The 17,030-nt window shown below is 70.4% G+C and carries 18 protein-coding genes; 6 read left to right on the forward strand and 12 right to left on the reverse strand.

Annotation, left to right across the window (positions count from 1 at the left end; genetic code table 11):
• Positions 1-16: 16 nt before the first annotated feature.
• The 4 genes from chvE to AB0412_RS01335 all read right to left on the reverse strand — a co-directional run bounded on the left by chvE (position 17) and on the right by AB0412_RS01335 (position 4,495).
• On the reverse strand, positions 17-1,129 hold the full coding sequence (gene chvE / locus AB0412_RS01320; protein ID WP_366400364.1) for a multiple monosaccharide ABC transporter substrate-binding protein: 1,113 nt from the start codon (positions 1,127-1,129) through the stop codon (positions 17-19).
• Between the two features lie 88 nt (positions 1,130-1,217).
• Complete coding sequence (locus AB0412_RS01325) at positions 1,218-2,186, reverse strand: hypothetical protein (RefSeq protein ID WP_366400365.1); 969 nt, start codon at positions 2,184-2,186, stop codon at positions 1,218-1,220.
• 144 nt (positions 2,187-2,330) lie between these two features.
• Positions 2,331-3,335 (reverse strand): alcohol dehydrogenase catalytic domain-containing protein, encoded by a 1,005-nt coding sequence (locus tag AB0412_RS01330; protein WP_366400366.1) that lies wholly within the window; start codon positions 3,333-3,335, stop codon positions 2,331-2,333.
• Positions 3,332-4,495: a mandelate racemase/muconate lactonizing enzyme family protein gene (locus AB0412_RS01335; protein ID WP_366400367.1), complete on the reverse strand. Its 1,164-nt coding sequence runs from the start codon at positions 4,493-4,495 to the stop codon at positions 3,332-3,334. Before AB0412_RS01335 ends, AB0412_RS01330 begins: the two co-directional genes overlap by 4 nt.
• 498 nt (positions 4,496-4,993) lie before the next feature.
• Between AB0412_RS01335 and AB0412_RS01340 the strand changes: the two genes are divergently transcribed.
• A complete protein-coding gene (locus tag AB0412_RS01340; RefSeq protein WP_366400368.1) occupies positions 4,994-5,443 on the forward strand; it encodes a hypothetical protein in 450 nt (149 codons plus the stop codon).
• A 309-nt stretch (positions 5,444-5,752) separates the two neighbouring features.
• Here the strand turns inward: AB0412_RS01340 and AB0412_RS01345 are convergent, their stop codons facing one another.
• Complete coding sequence (locus AB0412_RS01345; protein ID WP_366400369.1) at positions 5,753-6,181, reverse strand: MarR family transcriptional regulator; 429 nt, start codon at positions 6,179-6,181, stop codon at positions 5,753-5,755.
• Positions 6,182-6,276: 95 nt separating this feature from the next.
• On the opposite strand from AB0412_RS01345, the gene AB0412_RS01350 reads away from it, so the two are divergent.
• The gene (locus AB0412_RS01350; RefSeq protein ID WP_366400370.1) at positions 6,277-7,299 is read left to right on the forward strand and encodes an NADP-dependent oxidoreductase; all 1,023 of its coding nucleotides are present in this window, start codon (positions 6,277-6,279) and stop codon (positions 7,297-7,299) included.
• Positions 7,300-7,393: 94 nt separating this feature from the next.
• Positions 7,394-7,813, forward strand: coding sequence for an organic hydroperoxide resistance protein (locus AB0412_RS01355; RefSeq protein ID WP_366400371.1), 420 nt, complete (start codon positions 7,394-7,396; stop codon positions 7,811-7,813).
• A gap of 38 nt (positions 7,814-7,851) precedes the next feature.
• On the opposite strand, the gene AB0412_RS01360 is transcribed toward AB0412_RS01355, so the two are convergent.
• Positions 7,852-9,000, reverse strand: a complete 1,149-nt coding sequence (locus tag AB0412_RS01360; RefSeq protein ID WP_366400372.1) for a serine hydrolase domain-containing protein — start codon at positions 8,998-9,000, stop codon at positions 7,852-7,854.
• A gap of 71 nt (positions 9,001-9,071) precedes the next feature.
• On the opposite strand from AB0412_RS01360, the gene AB0412_RS01365 reads away from it, so the two are divergent.
• Both AB0412_RS01365 and AB0412_RS01370 read left to right on the forward strand, forming a co-directional pair.
• Positions 9,072-9,866, forward strand: a complete 795-nt coding sequence (locus AB0412_RS01365; protein WP_366400373.1) for an EI24 domain-containing protein — start codon at positions 9,072-9,074, stop codon at positions 9,864-9,866.
• The gene (locus AB0412_RS01370; protein ID WP_366400374.1) at positions 9,863-10,477 is read left to right on the forward strand and encodes a LysE family transporter; all 615 of its coding nucleotides are present in this window, start codon (positions 9,863-9,865) and stop codon (positions 10,475-10,477) included. Before AB0412_RS01365 ends, AB0412_RS01370 begins: the two co-directional genes overlap by 4 nt.
• Here the strand turns inward: AB0412_RS01370 and AB0412_RS01375 are convergent.
• The 3 genes from AB0412_RS01375 to AB0412_RS01385 form a co-directional block, all read right to left on the reverse strand.
• Positions 10,449-11,705 (reverse strand): pyroglutamyl peptidase, encoded by a 1,257-nt coding sequence (locus AB0412_RS01375; protein WP_366400375.1) that lies wholly within the window; start codon positions 11,703-11,705, stop codon positions 10,449-10,451. The genes AB0412_RS01370 and AB0412_RS01375 overlap by 29 nt on opposite strands.
• A gap of 51 nt (positions 11,706-11,756) precedes the next feature.
• Positions 11,757-12,338, reverse strand: a complete 582-nt coding sequence (locus AB0412_RS01380; protein ID WP_366400376.1) for a TetR family transcriptional regulator — start codon at positions 12,336-12,338, stop codon at positions 11,757-11,759.
• Between the two features lie 192 nt (positions 12,339-12,530).
• Positions 12,531-13,445, reverse strand: a complete 915-nt coding sequence (locus AB0412_RS01385; protein ID WP_366400377.1) for an SGNH/GDSL hydrolase family protein — start codon at positions 13,443-13,445, stop codon at positions 12,531-12,533.
• A 260-nt stretch (positions 13,446-13,705) separates the two neighbouring features.
• Here AB0412_RS01385 and AB0412_RS01390 point away from each other — a divergent pair, with 260 nt between their 5' ends.
• Positions 13,706-14,200: a DUF3145 domain-containing protein gene (locus AB0412_RS01390; RefSeq protein WP_366400378.1), complete on the forward strand. Its 495-nt coding sequence runs from the start codon at positions 13,706-13,708 to the stop codon at positions 14,198-14,200.
• A 131-nt stretch (positions 14,201-14,331) separates the two neighbouring features.
• Here AB0412_RS01390 and fabF read toward each other — a convergent pair whose 3' ends face one another.
• The 3 genes from fabF to AB0412_RS01405 all read right to left on the reverse strand — a co-directional run bounded on the left by fabF (position 14,332) and on the right by AB0412_RS01405 (position 17,020).
• Positions 14,332-15,603: a beta-ketoacyl-ACP synthase II gene (gene fabF / locus AB0412_RS01395; protein WP_366400379.1), complete on the reverse strand. Its 1,272-nt coding sequence runs from the start codon at positions 15,601-15,603 to the stop codon at positions 14,332-14,334.
• An 88-nt stretch (positions 15,604-15,691) separates the two neighbouring features.
• Positions 15,692-15,940 carry an acyl carrier protein gene (locus AB0412_RS01400; RefSeq protein ID WP_004931691.1) on the reverse strand — a complete coding sequence of 83 codons (249 nt, stop codon included), beginning with the start codon at positions 15,938-15,940 and terminating at the stop codon, positions 15,692-15,694.
• Positions 15,941-16,018: 78 nt separating this feature from the next.
• On the reverse strand, positions 16,019-17,020 hold the full coding sequence (locus AB0412_RS01405; RefSeq protein WP_366400380.1) for a ketoacyl-ACP synthase III: 1,002 nt from the start codon (positions 17,018-17,020) through the stop codon (positions 16,019-16,021).
• Positions 17,021-17,030 lie beyond the last annotated feature (10 nt).

Consider the following 17,030-nt stretch of genomic DNA (forward strand, 5'->3'; position numbering starts at 1 on the left):
CGGTCGATGGCGGGGGCTACTTGAGGTCGCTCTCCTTGATGTAGCCGGAGTCGACGACGACCTTCTGGTAGTTCGCCTTGTCCACCGCGACCGGCTCCAGCAGGTAGGCGGGCACGACCTTGGCACCGTTGTCGTACGTCTTGGTGTCGTTGACCTCGGGCTTCTTGTCGTTCAGCAGCGCGTCGACCATGTTCGAGGCCACCTTGGCGAGTTCGCGGGTGTCCTTGTACACGGTCATCGACTGCTCGTCGGCGATGATCGACTTCACCGAGGCGACCTCGGCGTCCTGGCCGGTGACGACCGGCAGCGGCTTGGCCTTGGAGCCGTAGTCGTCCGACTTCAGCGCCGACAGGATGCCGATGGAGATGCCGTCGTACGGCGAGAGCACCGCGTCGACCCGGTCGGTCTTGTAGGCGGAGGTCAGGATGTCGTCCATGCGCTTCTGCGCGGTGCCGCCGTCCCAGCGCAGGGTGGTGACCTGGTTCAGCTCGGTCTGGCCGGACTTGACGACGAGCTGCTTCTTGTCGATGTAGGGCTGCAGCACCTTCATGGCGCCCTGGAAGAAGTAGCGGGTGTTGTTGTCGTCGTTGGAGCCGGCGAACAGCTCGATGTTGAAGGGGCCCTTCTCGCTGCCGTCCTTCAGGCCCAGCTTGTCGACGATGTAGTCGCCCTGGAGCTCGCCGACCTTCTCGTTGTCGAAGGAGGCGTAGTAGTCGACGTTCTCCGTGCCGAGGATCAGGCGGTCGTAGGAGATCACCGGGATGTCGGCGTCCTTGGCCTGCTGGAGGACGTTGTTCATCGACTTGTTGTCGATCGCGGCGACGATCAGCGCCTTGACGCCCTGCGTGATCAGGTTCTCCACCTGGGAGACCTGCTGGTCCGGGTCGTCCTCGCCGTAGACCAGCTTGGTCTTGTAGCCCTTGGACTCCAGGTCCTTCTTGACGTTGTTGCCGTCGGCGATCCAGCGCTCGGAGGACTTGGTCGGCATCGCGATGCCGATGGTCGCCCCCTCCGAGCTTCCCTCGCCCTCCTCGCTGCCGCCCTCACTGCTCTGGCCGCAGGCGGTCAGCGTGAGGGCGAGGGAGGCGGCGGTGGCTATGGCGGCGAGGGCGGCTCTGCGGTTACGCATGATCATCATCCTTGATGAGAGACCGAGAAGAGGTGTGTGGGATTCTGCGCGGCTGTGAGCGCTTGTGTGAAGTCGAGTTTCCGGAACGTTATGACGAAGTTTCGAACCGGCACAGATCGCCCGGAAGCCGCGAACCGAGCGGCGCCATGTCGCCGTCGGCACCGTGCCGCGCCAGCAGGTCCAGGGCCAGCCGGCCGCGCCGCACCCGCTCCTTCGCGGTCGCCAGGGTCAGCTCGCGCAGATGGTGGCCGTACGGGTAGATGCCGGGTGCCTTGGACAGACCGAACTTCAGATACAGCGGTGCGCCCCGCCGGATGAGCTCGGCGACCTCGTACATCCGCACATAGCCGCCGAGGTCGTCCGGCGCCTCGATGTACATGTCCAGCGGTGCGGCCGAAACTCGCCGTATCTCGGTGAGATGGTCGAGCGTCAGATCGCTGGGCACGTTGATCGAGTCGGCGCCGAGCCGCTCGTACACCGCGTACGCCGCCGGATTGACCGGTCCGACGAGCGCGGAGACCTTCAGGGTGGTGTCGGCCGGGAGCAGTCCCTGCGCCCGTGCCCGGTGCAGCGTCCACAGCACGCCCTCGTCCGCGACGAGCAGGCACTTGACGCCCAGCTCCGTGGCTCGCACGGCGTCCTCGACACAGCCGGCGACCGCGTCGTGGCCACGGGCGCGCAGTCCGGCGCCCCGCGAGTCGGTGCGCGTCGAGCCGCCGATGTCCCAGGTGCCGCGCGGGCCGGTGAACAGGCACAGCTCGATGTCACGTGCGGCCGTGGCCTCCACCATCTCGGTGATCTCCGCGTCCGTCAGCATCCACACGCCGCTGCCCTGGCTGATCCGGTGGATCGGCACGTCCAGACGCGAGGACTCCTTGAGCACGACGGCCAGCGCCTCGGGGCCCTCGCACGAGGGGATCTCGGTGCGCCAGCGGCCACCGCCGGGGAAGACGTGCGGCGAGGCGTCGGCGGGATCGGGGGCGGGCGCGCCCAGGCCGAGCGCGGCGAGCACCTGCTCACCGGGCCTGCGGGGCGCCTTGGCGGAAGGGTCGGTCACAGGGTGTCCTTCGTGGTCGTGTCGTCGATGTGCCGCGTGCGGCGGCGTGCCGTGCAGGCGATGTTCGATATGTCGGACGAGGTTCGCGACGGTGGGTGTACGCCGGTACGGAGACCGTCAGGTCGCCCCCGTACCGGCGTACGGCTAGGGGCGGAGCAGGACCTTGCCGACCTTCGGATCCCCCGACCCCACCAGCTCGATGGCGTACGGGAATTCGGCGAGCGGCAGCTCGTGCGTGACGAGCGGCAGCGGATCGAGGAGCCCGGCCGCGAAGACCCGCACCGTGTGCGCCCAGGCGTCCGGCGGCGCCCCGAAGACGGTGTGCACCTCCAGTTGCCGTACGACGAGGTCCGTGGGGTCGAGTCCGTCGGCGCCGGGCGCGGGGATGCCGGTGAGCACCAGCCGGCCGCCGCGGCGGAGCAGGCCGGCGGCGGTGCGGGCCGCGTCCGCGGAGCCGGCGGTCTCGATCACCACGTCGAAGCCGCCGGGGAGGTCGTCGTCCTTGGTGCGGAAGTGCGTCGCGCCGAACTGGCGGGACAGGGCCTCGCGGTCGCGCCGGGTGCCCACGACGAGCAGTTCCGAGGGCGAGTTCGCCCTGAGGAACTGCACCGCGAACATGCCGAGGGTGCCGGTGCCGACGACCGCGACCCGCTCGCCGGGGCGGGCGTTCGCCTTGAGCGCCGCGGCCGCGATGCAGGCGGCCGGTTCGAGGAGGGCGGCGGCGGTGAGGTCTGCGGCGTCGGGGAGGGGGTGCAGGAGGCGGGCGGGGAGGGTGAGGGTGGGGGCCATGGCGCCCGGCTGGGTGAAACCGGTCTCCTCGTAGCCCGCGCCGCACAGCGTCGTCTCGCCCGCGTGACAGCGGTCGCAGACCTGGCAGTTGCGGAAGCCCTCTCCGACGACCTTGCGGTGGAGAAGGGAGGCGGGGACGCCGGCGCCGACCTGCTCGACGGTGCCGGACCACTCGTGGCCCGGCGTGAGCGGGTAACGGACGTAGCCCTCGGGGCGGTTGCCCTGGTAGACCTCGCGGTCGCTGCCGCAGATGCCGGCCGCGTGCACGCGGACCAGGGCCTCGCCGGGGCCCGGGTCGCGGGGGGTGTGCGGTGCGAGGCGGTGGACGCCGGGGGCCTCGATCAGGACCTGGGAACTCATGTCGTGCCCTTCGGCTTGCGCTGTTCCCAGCCCTCGGCCCACAGGTCGAAGCGGGCCTGCTGCTGCGGGAACTCGGCGGCGGCGTCCACGTCCAGCTCGACACCGAGGCCGGGGGCGTCGGAGAGGTGGAAGCAGCCGTCCTCCGGGTTCACCTGCGGCGCGCCCTTGACGACCTTCTTGATCTCCGCGTCGGCGAAGTCGTTGAAGTGCTCCAGGATCTTGAAGTTCGGGGAGGTGAAGCCGACCTGGAGGGAGGCGGCGGTGAGGACCGAGCCGCCGACGTTGTGGGGTGCGACCAGCATGTAGTGGGTCTCGGCGGTGGCGGCGAGCTTGCGCGTCTCCCAGATGCCGCCGATGTGGCCGACGTCCGGCTGGATGATGTCGACGGCCTGGTTCTCGAACAGCTCGCGGAACTCGATGCGGTCGTGGATGCGTTCACCGGTGGCGATCGGCATGTCGACCTTGGCGGCGACCTTTTCGAGGGCCTTGAGGTTCTCGGGCGGACAGGGCTCCTCCAGCCAGGCCGGGTTGAAGGGGGCGAGCTCGCGGGCGAGGCGTACGGCGGTGGCGGGGGAGAAGCGGCCGTGCATCTCCAGCATCAGCTCGGCCTCGGGGCCGATGGCGTCGCGGACGGCCTCGATGAGGGAGACGGCGTAGAGCGTCTGGTCGTGGTCGAGTTCGAAGTGGCCGGTGCCGAAGGGGTCGATCTTCAGGGCCCGGTAGCCGCGCTCCATCACCTGCTGGGCGGCCTTGTGGTAGGCCTCGGGGGTGCGTTCGGTGGTGTACCAGCCGTTGGCGTACGCCTTGACCTTGTCGGTCACCTTTCCGCCGAGGAGCTGCCACACGGGGACGCCGAGTGCCTTGCCCTTGATGTCCCAGCAGGCCATCTCGACGACCGCGATGCCGGACATCACGATCTCGCCCGCGCGGCCGTAGTCGCCGTACTTCATGCGCTTGACGAGGTCCTCGACGGCGAAGGGGTCGGAGCCGAGAATGTGGTTGACCTCGGCTTCCTTCAGATAGCCGAGGAGGGCGTCGGTGTGGCCGAGCATCCTGGTCTCGCCGACACCCGTGAGTCCCTCGTCGGTGTGCACCTGGACGTAGGTCAGGTTGCGCCACGGCGTTCCGACCACGTGGGTGCTGATTCCGGTGATGCGCACGGTTGTTGCCCCTCTGGGTGTTCGATATTTCGGCACGCGTTCGAAATGCTGGCGTGACAGTAAGGACGGGGTGGTGGGGGTGTCAATGGGTCACGCGCATAACGGTTTCGGCAGTTTCGAAACCATTGAGTCGGGGGTGGGTCCTCACCCCTACGAAACCTTCACAGCAAGGGCTAGGAAGACGACGTGAGCGGAACCTAACCTTCCCGCGTCATGGACTACTGCCACCCGTGCCGACGGCACCTGAACGGCGCCCTTGCCTGTCCTGGGTGTGGGGCGCCTGCGCCGGTTTCGGTTCATCAGCCGGTTCCTGAGTCTGTCGTGCGGATGGAGAGGGGGCAGGATGCCTCGGAGCCGGGGCGGGAGGCTTCGGAGCCGGAGCGGGAGGCTTCGGAGCCGGAGCGGGAGCGCGGGCCGGAACTGGAGCCGGAAGCGCGGGGGTTCAGTCGGCGGGACCGGAAGGCGGCGGCGCATCGGCGTCGGCGGCGGCGGACGTTGATGGTGGCCGCGGGGTTCGTGCTGGCGGCGGGTGGGTTGAGTCTGGCGGAGCTGGGGATCGACGCGCCGGGGTCGTCGCCGAAGCCGGCGGCGGCCGGGGACGAGACGGCGGACGGTGGCGCGACCGAGGTGGAGTCGGAGGAGTCACCTACGGTCGCGGGTGCGGGCGGTGGCTCGTCGAAGGCTCCCTCGGAGGGGGTGTCGGGGTCGCCCTCGGGGTCGGAGTCGCCGGGGGACGAGGAGTCGGAGACGCCGGAGAAGGACGCGCAGTCGGCCGCGCCTACGGCGGTTCCGGAGCCGGCCCCTACGACGACACCGGCGCAGCAGCCGCCGCCGGCCGAGGAGGCGCCGCAGGCGCCGGAGCCGGAACCGACGACGAAGAAGCCGGACGCGAAACCGAAGCCGACGCCGACGGAGACGTGTGACCGCTTCTTGTGGTGGTGCGCGTAGCGGGTGCGGCTTCGGTGGGGGTGCGCGCCTTATGCCTGCGGCGCCACCGCGGCTTCGGTGGGGGCTTGTGCAGCGCCTACGGGTGGTGGGTGGGGCGGGGCCGGGGCGGTGGTGTCCGTCCTCGGTCTGGCGCGGAATCGGTCACTCAGGAAGCGGGGGTGTTGACGCGCCAGCCGCTGCGGGCGGACACCACCGCCCCGTCCCCTCCCCGCCGTACGCGTGCGCGCCAGGCCCAAGGTCCGTCGCGCGTGGCCGCCGATCCCGCGACACATGCCCAGCACCAGCACCGGGCCACCAGGCAACCCCGGCTCAGCCCTCCAGCATCCGCCGCAGCGCATCCCGCAGTGCGATCCGCTCCGGCTCCGACAACCCCGCCAACGGCTCCCGGGCGAACCGCAGTGACTCCTGAAGGCTTCGGACCACTTTTCGCCCTTCTTCTGTGGCTACTGCCAGCTTCACCCTCCGGTCCGCAGGGTCCGGCCGGCGCTCCACCAGCCCCCGGGCCTCCAGGCGGTCCACGATCCCGGTGACGTTCGACGGCTCGCACTTCAGCCGCTGCGCCAGCTTCCGCATGGGCAGCGGCTCCAGCGACAGCAGGCTCAGCAGCCGCGCCTGCGCCCCGGTCAGCGCGTGTCCCGCCGCCGCCGACTCGTACTCCTCGTGGTAGCGGGCCACGACGGAGCCGATGAGGTCGACGACCTCCAGGGTGAGGGGGTCGGGGGTGCGGGATGTGGGCATGGTCTCCAGCCTACCCACTTGCTTGACAGCATGAAATATTCAGGCGCATCGTTGTTTCAGGTACTGAAGTATTTGCGACCAAGAAAGGCGCCCTCATGTCCGACAGCCCCGTACTCCCCACCCGCGGCCGCGAATGGCATCTGCTGAGCCGGCCCGTCGGCTGGCCGAAGCCCGAGGACTTCGCACTCGTCGAGGCCGAGGTTCCCGCGCTCGGTGAGGGTCAGGTGCTGGTGCGGAACGAGTACCTCTCCGTCGACCCGTACATGCGCGGACGCATGAGCGCCGCCAAGTCCTATGTCGCCCCCTTCGAGCTCGGCAAGGTCATGCAGGGCGGTGCCGTCGGCGAGGTCATCGCGTCCGACGCGGAGGGGATCGCGGTCGGCGATCACGTGCTGCACTTCTTCGGGTGGCGCGAGTACGCCGTCGTCGCCGCGAAGAACGCCGTCAAGGTGGACCCCGAGGTCGCACCGCTCTCGGCGTACCTCGGCGTGCTCGGGATGACCGGGCTCACCGCCTACGCGGGGCTGCTGCGTACGGCGTCCTTCAAGGAGGGGGACTCGGTCTTCGTCTCCGGGGCGGCCGGGGCCGTCGGCAGTCAGGTGGGGCAGATCGCGAAGCTGAAAGGCGCCTCGAGGGTCGTGGGGTCGGCCGGGTCCGACGAGAAGGTGAAGCTGCTCGTGGAGGAGTACGGGTTCGACGCCGCCTTCAACTACAAGAACGGGCCGGTGAGCGAGCAGCTGCGGGCTGCTGCTCCCGACGGTGTCGACGTGTACTTCGACAATGTGGGCGGCGAGCACCTGGAGGCCGCGATCGGGGCGCTCAATGAGGGGGGTCGTATTGCTGTCTGCGGAATGATCTCCGTGTACAACAACACCGAGCCTGCTCCCGGGCCCCGGAACCTCGCGCGTCTCATTCAGACGCGGGGACGGATCGAGGGCTTCCTCGTCGGGGATCACTACGACCTTCAGCCGCAGTTCGTGGAAGAGGTCGGGGGCTGGGTGCGGTCCGGTGAGCTGAAGTACCGGGAGACCGTCGTCGAGGGGATCGAGAACAACCTCGAGGCGTTCCTGGGAGTGCTGCGCGGGGACAACACCGGGAAGATGATCGTCAAGCTCTGACCGCTTCCCGGGGTTTTCGGTATGCGGTAAGTTCTTTCCGGAATCGTCGTGATCGTGGGCGCGAGTCACGGCGGACCTAGGAGGAACGCACCGTATGCCCATTCAGCAGTCCGACGTCCTGTACACCGCCGTCGCCACCGCCGAGAACGGCCGGGACGGGCGGGTCGCCACCGACGACGGCAAGCTCGACGTGGTCGTGAACCCGCCGAAGGAGATGGGCGGCAGCGGCACCGGTACCAACCCGGAGCAGCTGTTCGCCGCCGGGTACAGCGCCTGCTTCCAGGGCGCCCTCGGCGTCGTCGCCCGCCAGGAGGGTGCCGACATCTCCGGCTCGACCGTGACCGCCAAGGTCGGCATCGGCAAGAACGACGACGGGTTCGGGATCATCGTGGAGATCGAGGCGAACATTCCTGGCGTGGACGCCGGCGTCGCCCGCTCGCTCGTCGAGAAGGCGCACCAGGTGTGCCCGTACTCCAAGGCCACCCGCGGCAACATCAGCGTGACGCTGGTCTGAGAGGCCGGGTGTGAGGGTCGCTTCCGCGGAGGCGACCCTCATGCGTGGGTGGCCGCTCGGTGGACCGCCCTGACCAGGCGGTCGTTCTCCGGGGCCGCGCCCGGGGGGTGGGGGCAGCGGCGCCTGGTGTAGCCGTAGGCGAGACCGCTGCGGGGGTCCGCGAACGCCTGGGAGCCTGCCGTGCCGCTGTGGCCGAACGTGCCGGCACCGAGGAAGGGATGCCAGGTCTCAGCGGTGGCCTGGAAGCCGAGGGCGTAGGCCCGGTGCGTGCGGGTCACCAGGTCGTGGCCGGTCGCGTGCAGCTGGCCCAGCTCCGCGATCGTGTCCGGTTTCAGCAGCGCCTCGCGCTCACCGGTCTCGCTGATCGCCGCCGCGTACATCCCGGCGAGCCCTCGTGCCGAGGCGACACCGCCCACCGACGCCGGGCCCCGGGCGCGGATCAGCGGATCGTTCGGGAGGGTCGCCAGGTCGGTGGGGGCGGGGGCGTTGCGGTTGTAGGCGATCGCGTGCAGGGCGCCGGGGCCGTCCGGGCGTGCGTCGCGTTCGATCCGCTGGGTGGGGGTGGGCTCCGGCGGGCGCGTGGGGCGGAAGCGGGGCTCGTGGGCCGAGGGCAGGCCCAGGTGGACGTCCAGGGCGTAGGCAGCGCGGACCCGGTCCTCGTAGACCTGCTGGAGCGTGTGGCCCGTGGCGCGGCGCACCACCTCGCCGGCGAGTGCGCCGATCACCAGGGCGTGGTAGCCGAAGGCGGTGCCCGGGCGCCAGAACGGGCGCTGATCGGCCAGGCGCTCGGCGACGGCACGGTCGTCGGCCAGCTCGGCGACGGTGAAACCGGTGTCCGTGCCGACCACGCCCGCACGGTGGGTGAGCAGGTCCCGCAGGGTCAGCGCGCCCTTGCCCTCCGCGGCGAACTCCGGCCAGTAGTAGGTCACTTTGCGGTCCAGCTCCAGGGTGCCGTCCTGCACGAGCACGGCCACCACCAGGAAGGCGGCGCCCTTGGTGGAGCCGTGGACGGCGTAGAGGGTGTCGGGTCCGCTGCCGGCCGACCACAGGTCGACCACTCTCCTGCCGTGCACGTAGGCGCACAACTGGCCCTCGTAGTCCGGCCGTTCTGCCGCCACGAGCGCCGCGAACTCCTCCCGTGCCGCCTCGAAGCCGTCGGCCACGGTGCCATGGATCTCCTGCGTCATCCGCCACCTCCAGGGCTCTGTACACAGCGGTACGGAGGCGAGAGGCCGTTCGACTCACCTATGGTTCTCCCATGCGCGATCTTGGGGTGGGTTTCCGGTATCTGCTGAAGGGGCAGCGGTGGGTGGCCCGGCACGGCAAGCAGTTCGGGTTCGGACTGCTGCCGGGGCTGATCACCCTCGTGCTGTACGCGGCGGCGCTCGTCGCGCTCGCCCTGTGGGGCGTGGACCTCGTTGCCTGGGCGACACCGTTCGCCGACGACTGGTCCAGCCCGTGGCCGGGGCTGTTCCGCGGCTTCCTCACCGCCGTGCTGTTCGCCCTCGGCCTGCTGCTGTCCGTGCTCACCTTCACCGCGGTGACGCTGCTCGTCGGCCAGCCCTTCTACGAGAGTCTCTCGGAGAAGGTCGACGAGGACGTGTCGCCCGACGGTCACGCGCCCGAGTCGGGGCTGCCGCTGTGGCGGGAGCTGTGGATCTCCGGGCGGGACAGCCTGCGGATCGTCCTGCGGGCGCTGCTGTGGGCCGTGCTGCTCTTCGCGCTCGGCTTCATCCCCGTCGTGGGGCAGACGGTCGTTCCGGTGATCGGTTTCTTCGTCACCGGCTTCTTCCTCACCGAGGAACTCACCTCCGTGGCCATGCAGCGGCGCGGGGTCGAGCTGCGGGACCGGCTCGCTCTGCTGAGGGGCCGCAAGACGCTGGTGTGGGGCTTCGGTACGCCGCTGGGGCTGGCCTTCCTCGTCCCGTTCGTCGCCGTCTTCCTGATGCCGGGCGCGGTCGCCGGTGCCACCCTGATGGCGCGCGACCTGCTCGGTGAGGAGATCGCCGGGGACGGGGCCGAGGAGACGGACGAGGAGGGCGTCGCCCCGTGACCGAGGTGCTCGCCGTCGCCGTCATCACCGTTCTGGCCGTCATCGCGCCCGGCGCCGACTTCGCCATGATCGTGCGCAACAGCTACCTCTACGGCCGGCGGACGGGACTGCTCGGCGCGGTCGGTGTCGCCGCCGGCGTCCTCGTGCACGTCACCTACACGATGCTCGGCGTCGGCCTGCTGATCGCCTCCTCCACCTTCCTGTTCACGGTCATCAAGCTGGTCGGCGCGGCCTACCTGGTCTACATCGGCGTCCGCACTTTCCGCACCCGCGGCGAGGTCACCGTCGACCTGGAGAACGGGACCGGTCTGACGCCGCTCGCCGCGCTGCGCACCGGCTTTCTGACCAACGTGCTCAATCCCAAGACGACCCTCTTCGTCGTCTCCACGTTCGCGCAGGTCGTCAGCCCGGGCACACCGGTCGTCCAGCAGGTGGGCTACGGGCTGTTCATGTCGCTGGCCCACCTGCTGTGGTTCGGCGTCGTCGCGGTGTTCTTCTCGCACGACCGCATGCGCACCCTGATGCTGCGCGGCCAGAAGGTCCTCAACAAGGTCATCGGATCCGTCCTGGCCGGCCTGGGCATCAGCCTCGCGTTCGCTCCGTCGCACTAGCGGACGCGGCGACCGTCACGATCGACCGCACCTGCGCGACGATGTCGAGCCGGTTGCGCACGAACTCCGGATCGGTGACCTCGGTCGTGTTCCCGGCGCCGAACTGCAGCACGGGCGTGTGCACATGCCCGCCGGGCAGCGTGGCGCCCAGGCCGAGGCGGTCGCGCAGGAGGGTCGCCCGGTAGGCGATCTCGTTGGAGAGGTAGTCACCGCCGCCGCCCGCGCGGGCCGTCGAGCCGGGCGTGGGCCCGGCGGGGCGGACGACGGGCTCGGTGCCTCCCGCCGGGATCTCCGTCACGCCGGTGTTGTCGTAGACCGGGAAACGTCCGGTGTTCGCGGCCACGATGTCCGCGTACGGCAGGGTGGTCGTCGTCCACTGGGGCTGCGTGGCCGGGTCGGTGACCGGGATCGTCCCGGTGCGGGAGACGTTCTCGTTGTCCGGGAAGCCGCCGCGCCAGGCCCCGTTGGTCCGCTCCACGTCGAAGCGGCCGACCCGGCCCTGGCTGACCGTGGTGAACACATCCACCCGGGGCAGATGCGGCCGCAGCGTCCGCTCCACGGTCCCTTCGGCGAAGTCCCGCCAGCGCACCGGGAACACGGCCGTCTCGATGCGCGCCGGACCGCCGGCGGTCTCGATCACGGTGCCGTCGAGAGCGAGCGCGGTGGCGCCGGACGGGTTCGAGATGCGGATGTCCCGGTCCAGGGTGAACGGGTCGAAGCCGGTGAGCAGGACGCGCCGCAGGCCGTCGCCGTGCGGGTAGCGGATCGTGCTCTGCCCGCGCGAGGTGCGCTCCAGCTCCTCGATCAGCCGGGACCGCTGGTCGTCCGTCAGCCCGAAACGCGGCTCCCAGGTGCGTACTTCACGCGTCATGCCCAGCCGCGCCCAGTACAGCGGCCGGTCGTCGTCCCGGCTGAGATCCCCGCCCGCCGGGCCCCGCCCCTGCGCCCGCGCGACCGCCCGGCGCCACAGCTCCGTCCCCTCCCGTGCGACGACCCGGCGGGCCTGCGCGTAGGACCCCGCCCGGTCCAGCGTCCGGGCGAACTCCGCTGCCACGGAGTCGAATCCGGAGCGTCGCAGGATCTCCTGCGGGGCGGCTCTGTCCAGGCGCTGTTCCTCCACGGTGGGGGAGGGGGCGGCCGGCCGGGCGGCGGCCGCGGTCGTGGGGGCGGTGAGGGAGGTCAGCAGGGCCAGACCGAGGACGCCGATGCCAACGCGTGCAGGTATCAAGGGACTTGGGCCTTCCGTCGCAGTGGGGTACGTGCCGGAGGCCGCAGTATGTCAGTCGCCCGTCTCGCCGAGCAGGGTCAGGAAGTCACGGAAGGCGCCGGGCATGTCCACCGACTCGGGGTCGAGCAGCCACTGGTACTGGAGGCCGTCCAGCAGCGCCACCAGCAGGGGTGCGGCACGCTCGGGGGTCAGGCCGCTCGGGAGGGGGTCGCCGTACTCGGCGCGCAGCACCTCCGCCATGCCGGCGCGGACCTGGACGTAGCGCTCGGTGAAGTACGCGCGGGCCGGGTGCCCCTCGGTGACGCTCTCGCCGAGCAGGGCGGAGAAGGTCTGGATGATGGCGGGGCGCATCGCGTTGTACTCGACCAGCGAGGCCAGCAGGTCCAGCCGGAACTGATGGGCGGGCAGCGCGTCCCAGCGGTCGCGTTCCTCCAGGACGGCGACGAGCAGCGCCTCCTTGGTCGGGAAGTAGTGCAGCAGCCCCTGCTGGGTGAGCCCGACCCGCTCCGCGACCGCCGCCAGGCTCGCCGCCCGGTAACCCCGCTCGGCGATCACCCCCAGGGCGGCCTGCACGATCTCCGCACGCCGCGCCTCGCTCCTGGCCCTGGTCGTCATGTCGTCACCGTACGACATTCCGCAGCAGGCAATGTCACGCGTACATAACAAAACCTACCGTCTCACTGCGGCCAGGTGTGTGAAGGGTTCGTACGGATCCCGGCCACTGACCCGATCGCGGGCCGCGGGCCCAGCGCGGCGATTAACGTCGGTACCCCGGGGGCATCCCATGAGCAGCCCCGGTCCGGGACCCTGACCCCGGGCCGGGGCTCATGGACGCGGCGGCTGCTTCGCCGTGACCGTCCGATACGCGATCTCCGCGAGCCTCGCCTGCCCGTCGACACTGGGGTGGAACCAGTCCCAGCGGCTCAACTGCGCCGTCCCGAAGCGGTACGCGTGCACCGCGCCGCCGTCGTACCGGCACCGCCGGTCCTTCGCGCAGACCTCCGCCAGCACCTCGTTGTAGTCCTCCACCCGCTGGGCCACCGTCTCGCGCCGCGTGGTCGCCGCCGCGTCCAGCGCGTCCGGGTCACCCAGCATCGACGGGCAGATGCCCAGCTTCCACACCTGCTTGCCCAGCGCACTGGTCCGCCCCTGCGACCACAGCCGCTTCAGATCCGGCACGCTCGCCACATACACCTGCGCCTTGGGAAGCGCCTCGCGCAACGTGCGCATCGCCTCCTCGAAGTCGGCGCGGAAGTCGGCCACCGGCGTCATCGCCGAGGTGCTGACCCGGCAGGCGTCGTTGGCCCCGGCCATCACCGCCACCAGCTGCGGATCGCGCCGCACCGCCCGGGCCATCTGCGCCGGCAGATCCGCCATGCGCGCCCCGGTCACCGCGTAGTTCCAGCTCCGCTCGGCCGCCCCCGCCTTCCCCAGCAGCCGCACCGCGAGACTGTCCACCAGCTCGCTGCCGCCCGTCGCCCACGACACCTCCGGACAGTCCGTCAGCACCGCGCACGCGTCGAAGCCCCGCGTGATGGAGTCACCCACCGCCGCCACCGAGGACGGGCTGGTGTCCCACACCGGCGTGGGCCTCGGCGACGGCCTGCCCAGCTTCGCCTCCGTACCCGACGGGGCCGGCGCGTCACCACCGACGGCATCGCACCCCGCGACGCCCAGCACGCCGGCCGTCACCGCGGCGAGAACGGCCCACGAGCGGCGCCTCCGCGTCCCCTGGTCCAATTCCGTCGCCTCCCCGTGCGTCGTGACATCACCGTCCCCCACCCATTAACAACGCACAGGGGTTCCCGCTCGACCGGAGGGAACGTCTCGCACCCGTACAAGCGTCCTGCCGGGTGAATGGTGAAAGTTTCCGGGCACCGGGACCGACGGTACGTCACACTCCTTGCGCCGCCGCAGGGTAGCCTCGCCATCAACGTGGCCTGCCCGGTCACGGCCGTTCCGCCCGTTGTCAAGATGTCCCGCTCAGCCCGGAGGTTCCGGTGACGACACGTGGAGTTCTGTACGTGCACTCCGCGCCGCGCGCGCTGTGCCCGCACGTCGAGTGGGCCGTCGCCGGGGTGCTCGGCACGCGCGTCAGCCTGGACTGGATCCGCCAGCCCGCCGCCCCCGGGACCTGGCGCTCGGAGTTCTCCTGGCAGGGCCAGCCCGGCACCGCCTCCAAACTCGCCTCCGCGCTGCGCGGCTGGCACCTGCTGCGCTTCGAGGTCACCGCCGAGCCGTCCCCCAGCGCCGAGGGCGAGCGCTACAGCTGCACCCCGGACCTCGGCATCTTCCACGCCGTCACCGGCATCCACGGCGACATCCTGATCCCCGAGGACCGCCTGCGCGCAGCCCTGCAGCGCTCCAAGGCCGACGAGACCGACCTGGAAGCAGAAATCGCCAGACTCCTGGGCAAGCCCTGGGACGACGAACTGGAACCCTTCAGATACGCGGGCGAGGGCGCCCCGGTCCGCTGGTTGCACCAGGTTGTGTGAAACCCCCTAGGGGCGCGGGGAACTGCGCGACCAGCCACAACGGCGCAGCACTCGGCCGACAACAGACACCACCAACGGCGATGGCCCGAACTCCACCAAGGAGTCCGGGCCATTCTCAGCTGACGGCGTTCTCACACCGTACGGAACGCCAGCACCACGTTGTGCCCACCGAACCCGAACGAGTCGTTCAGCGCAGCGATCCTGCCCTCGACCGGCAGCTTCCGAGCCTCACCGCGAACAACATCCGCGTTCGCCTCGGCCTCAGGATCGATGTTCTCCACATTGATCGTCGGCGGAGCCACCCGGTGGTACAGCGCCAGCACCGTGGCCACCGACTCCACACCACCGGCACCACCGAGCAGATGCCCGGTCATCGACTTCGTCGCCGACACCGCCATGTGGTCGGCGTCGTCCCCGAACACCTTCCGCAGCGCCTTCAGCTCGGCGATGTCACCGGCCGGCGTCGACGTCGCGTGCGCGTTCACGTGGACGATCTCGGACGGGTCCAGATCCGTCCGGTCCAGCAGGTTCTGCAGGGCGTGCGAGATGCCCCGCCCCTCCGGCTCCGGCTGCACGATGTCGTGGCTGTCGGCGGACACGCCCTGCCCGACCGCCTCCGCGTACACCCGCGCCCCACGCTTCGCCGCGTGCTCCGCGGACTCCAGGACGATGACGCCCGCGCCCTCACCGAGGACGAAGCCGTCACGGGCCACGTCGTAGGGACGCGACGCGCCCTGCGGGTCGTCGTTGTTCTTGGACATCGCCATCATGTTGCCGAACGCGGCGATCGGCAGCGGGTGGATCGCCGCCTCGGTGCCACCCGCGACGACGACATCGGCGCGGCCCGTGCGGATCATCTCGATGGCGTAGCCGATGGCCTCCGCGCCCGACGCGCACGCCGAGACCGGCGTGTGCACGCCCGCGCGGGCGCCCACGAACAGGCCCACGTTGGCCGAGGGGCTGTTCGGCATCAGCATGGGCACGGTGTGCGGGGAGACGCGGCGGACGCCCTTCTCCTTCAGCACGTCGTACTGGTCCAGCAGCGTCGTCACACCGCCGATGCCGGAGGCGATGACCGCGCCCAGCCGGTCGGGGTCGACGCTCGCGTCCTCGCCGGCCTTCGCCTCGAAACCGGCGTCGGCCCACGCCTCCTTCGCCGCGACCAGCGCGAACTGCGCCGAGCGGTCCAGGCGGCGGGCCTGCGGCCGGGGGATGACCTCGGTGGGTTCCACGGCCACCGGGGCCGCGATACGGACCGCCTGCTCGGCGGCCCACTCCTGCTCCAGGGGCTTGACGCCGGAACGTCCGGCGACCAGGCCCTCCCAGGTAGAGGCTGCGTCGCCACCCAGCGGTGTGGTTGCGCCGATACCGGTGACGACCACGGTGCGATTGGTCGAGCTCACGGGAATTCTTTCTCCAACGGATACGAGGATTCGTACGGCGCCACCGCCGGGTGGCGGGGCAGTCAGCCCAGAGGCTTTGATCGGGTGATCAGGCCTGGTGCTTGAGGATGTAGTCGGTCGCGTCGCCGACGGTCTTGAGGTTCTTGACGTCGTCGTCCGGGATCTTGACGTCGAAGCGCTCTTCGGCGGCGACGACGACCTCGACCATGGACAGCGAGTCGACGTCCAGGTCGTCGGTGAAGGACTTGTCCAGCTGGACGTCCTCAACCGGGATGCCGGCGATCTCGTTCACGATCTCCGCGAGACCGGCGACGATCTCTTCCTGAGTGGCGGCCATGATGGCGCTCCTTCGTTGTGATTCCAGAGGGTGTGGCGTTTCCGACCGTGCCGAACCGAATGATCCGGCACGGAGTGCCTAGGGGAGGGTAACGACAGTCGCGGCGTAGACGAGACCCGCCCCGAAGCCGATGACGAGCGCGGTGTCGCCGCTCTTCGCCTCGCCGGTCGCCAGGAGCCGCTCCATCGCGAGCGGGATCGAGGCGGCCGAGGTGTTGCCGGTGGTGCGGATGTCACGGGCGACCGTGACGTGCTCCGGCAGTTTGAGGGTCTTCACCATCGAGTCGATGATCCGCACATTGGCCTGGTGCGGGATGAAGACGTCCAGGTCGTCCGAGGAGATACCGGCCGCGTCCAGCGCCTGCTGGGCGACCTTCGCCATCTCGAACACGGCCCAGCGGAACACCGCCTGGCCCTCCTGCGTGATCGCAGGGAACTTGTCGACCGTGCCGTCGCGGTAGTCCGTCCACGGAACGGTCTGCTTGATGGTGTCGGACTTGTCGCCCTCCGAGCCCCACACGGTCGGGCCGATCGCCGGCTCCTGCGAGGGACCGACGACCACCGCGCCCGCGCCGTCGCCGAACAGGAAGGCCGTCGCCCGGTCCTCCAGGTCGGTCAGGTCGCTGAGCCGCTCCACGCCGATGACCAGGACGTACTCCGCCGAACCCTCGACGATCATGCCCTTGGCGAGGGTCAGGCCGTAGCCGAAGCCCGCGCAGCCCGCCGAGATGTCGAACGCGGCGGCCTTGTCCGTGCCCAGCTTGTCGGCGATCTCGGTGGCGACGGCCGGGGTCTGCTTGAAGTGCGAGACCGTGGAGACGATCACGCCGCCGATCTGCTCGGCGGAGATGCCCGCGTCGGCGAGGGCCTTGCCGGACGCCTCCAGCGACATCGCGGTGACGGTCTCCTCGTCGGACGCCCAGTGCCGGGTCTCGATGCCGGAGCGGGAGCGGATCCACTCGTCGGAGGAGTCGATCGTCTCGAGGATCACCTCGTTCGGCACGACCCGGGTGGGCCGGTAGCCGCCCACGCCGAGGATGCGCGCGTACGGGGCGCCCTTGCTGGGCTTGATCTTCGCCATGCGGGTGGGC

It is taken from the genome of Streptomyces sp. NPDC052012, assembly GCF_040689265.1.
Classification (GTDB): domain Bacteria; phylum Actinomycetota; class Actinomycetes; order Streptomycetales; family Streptomycetaceae; genus Streptomyces.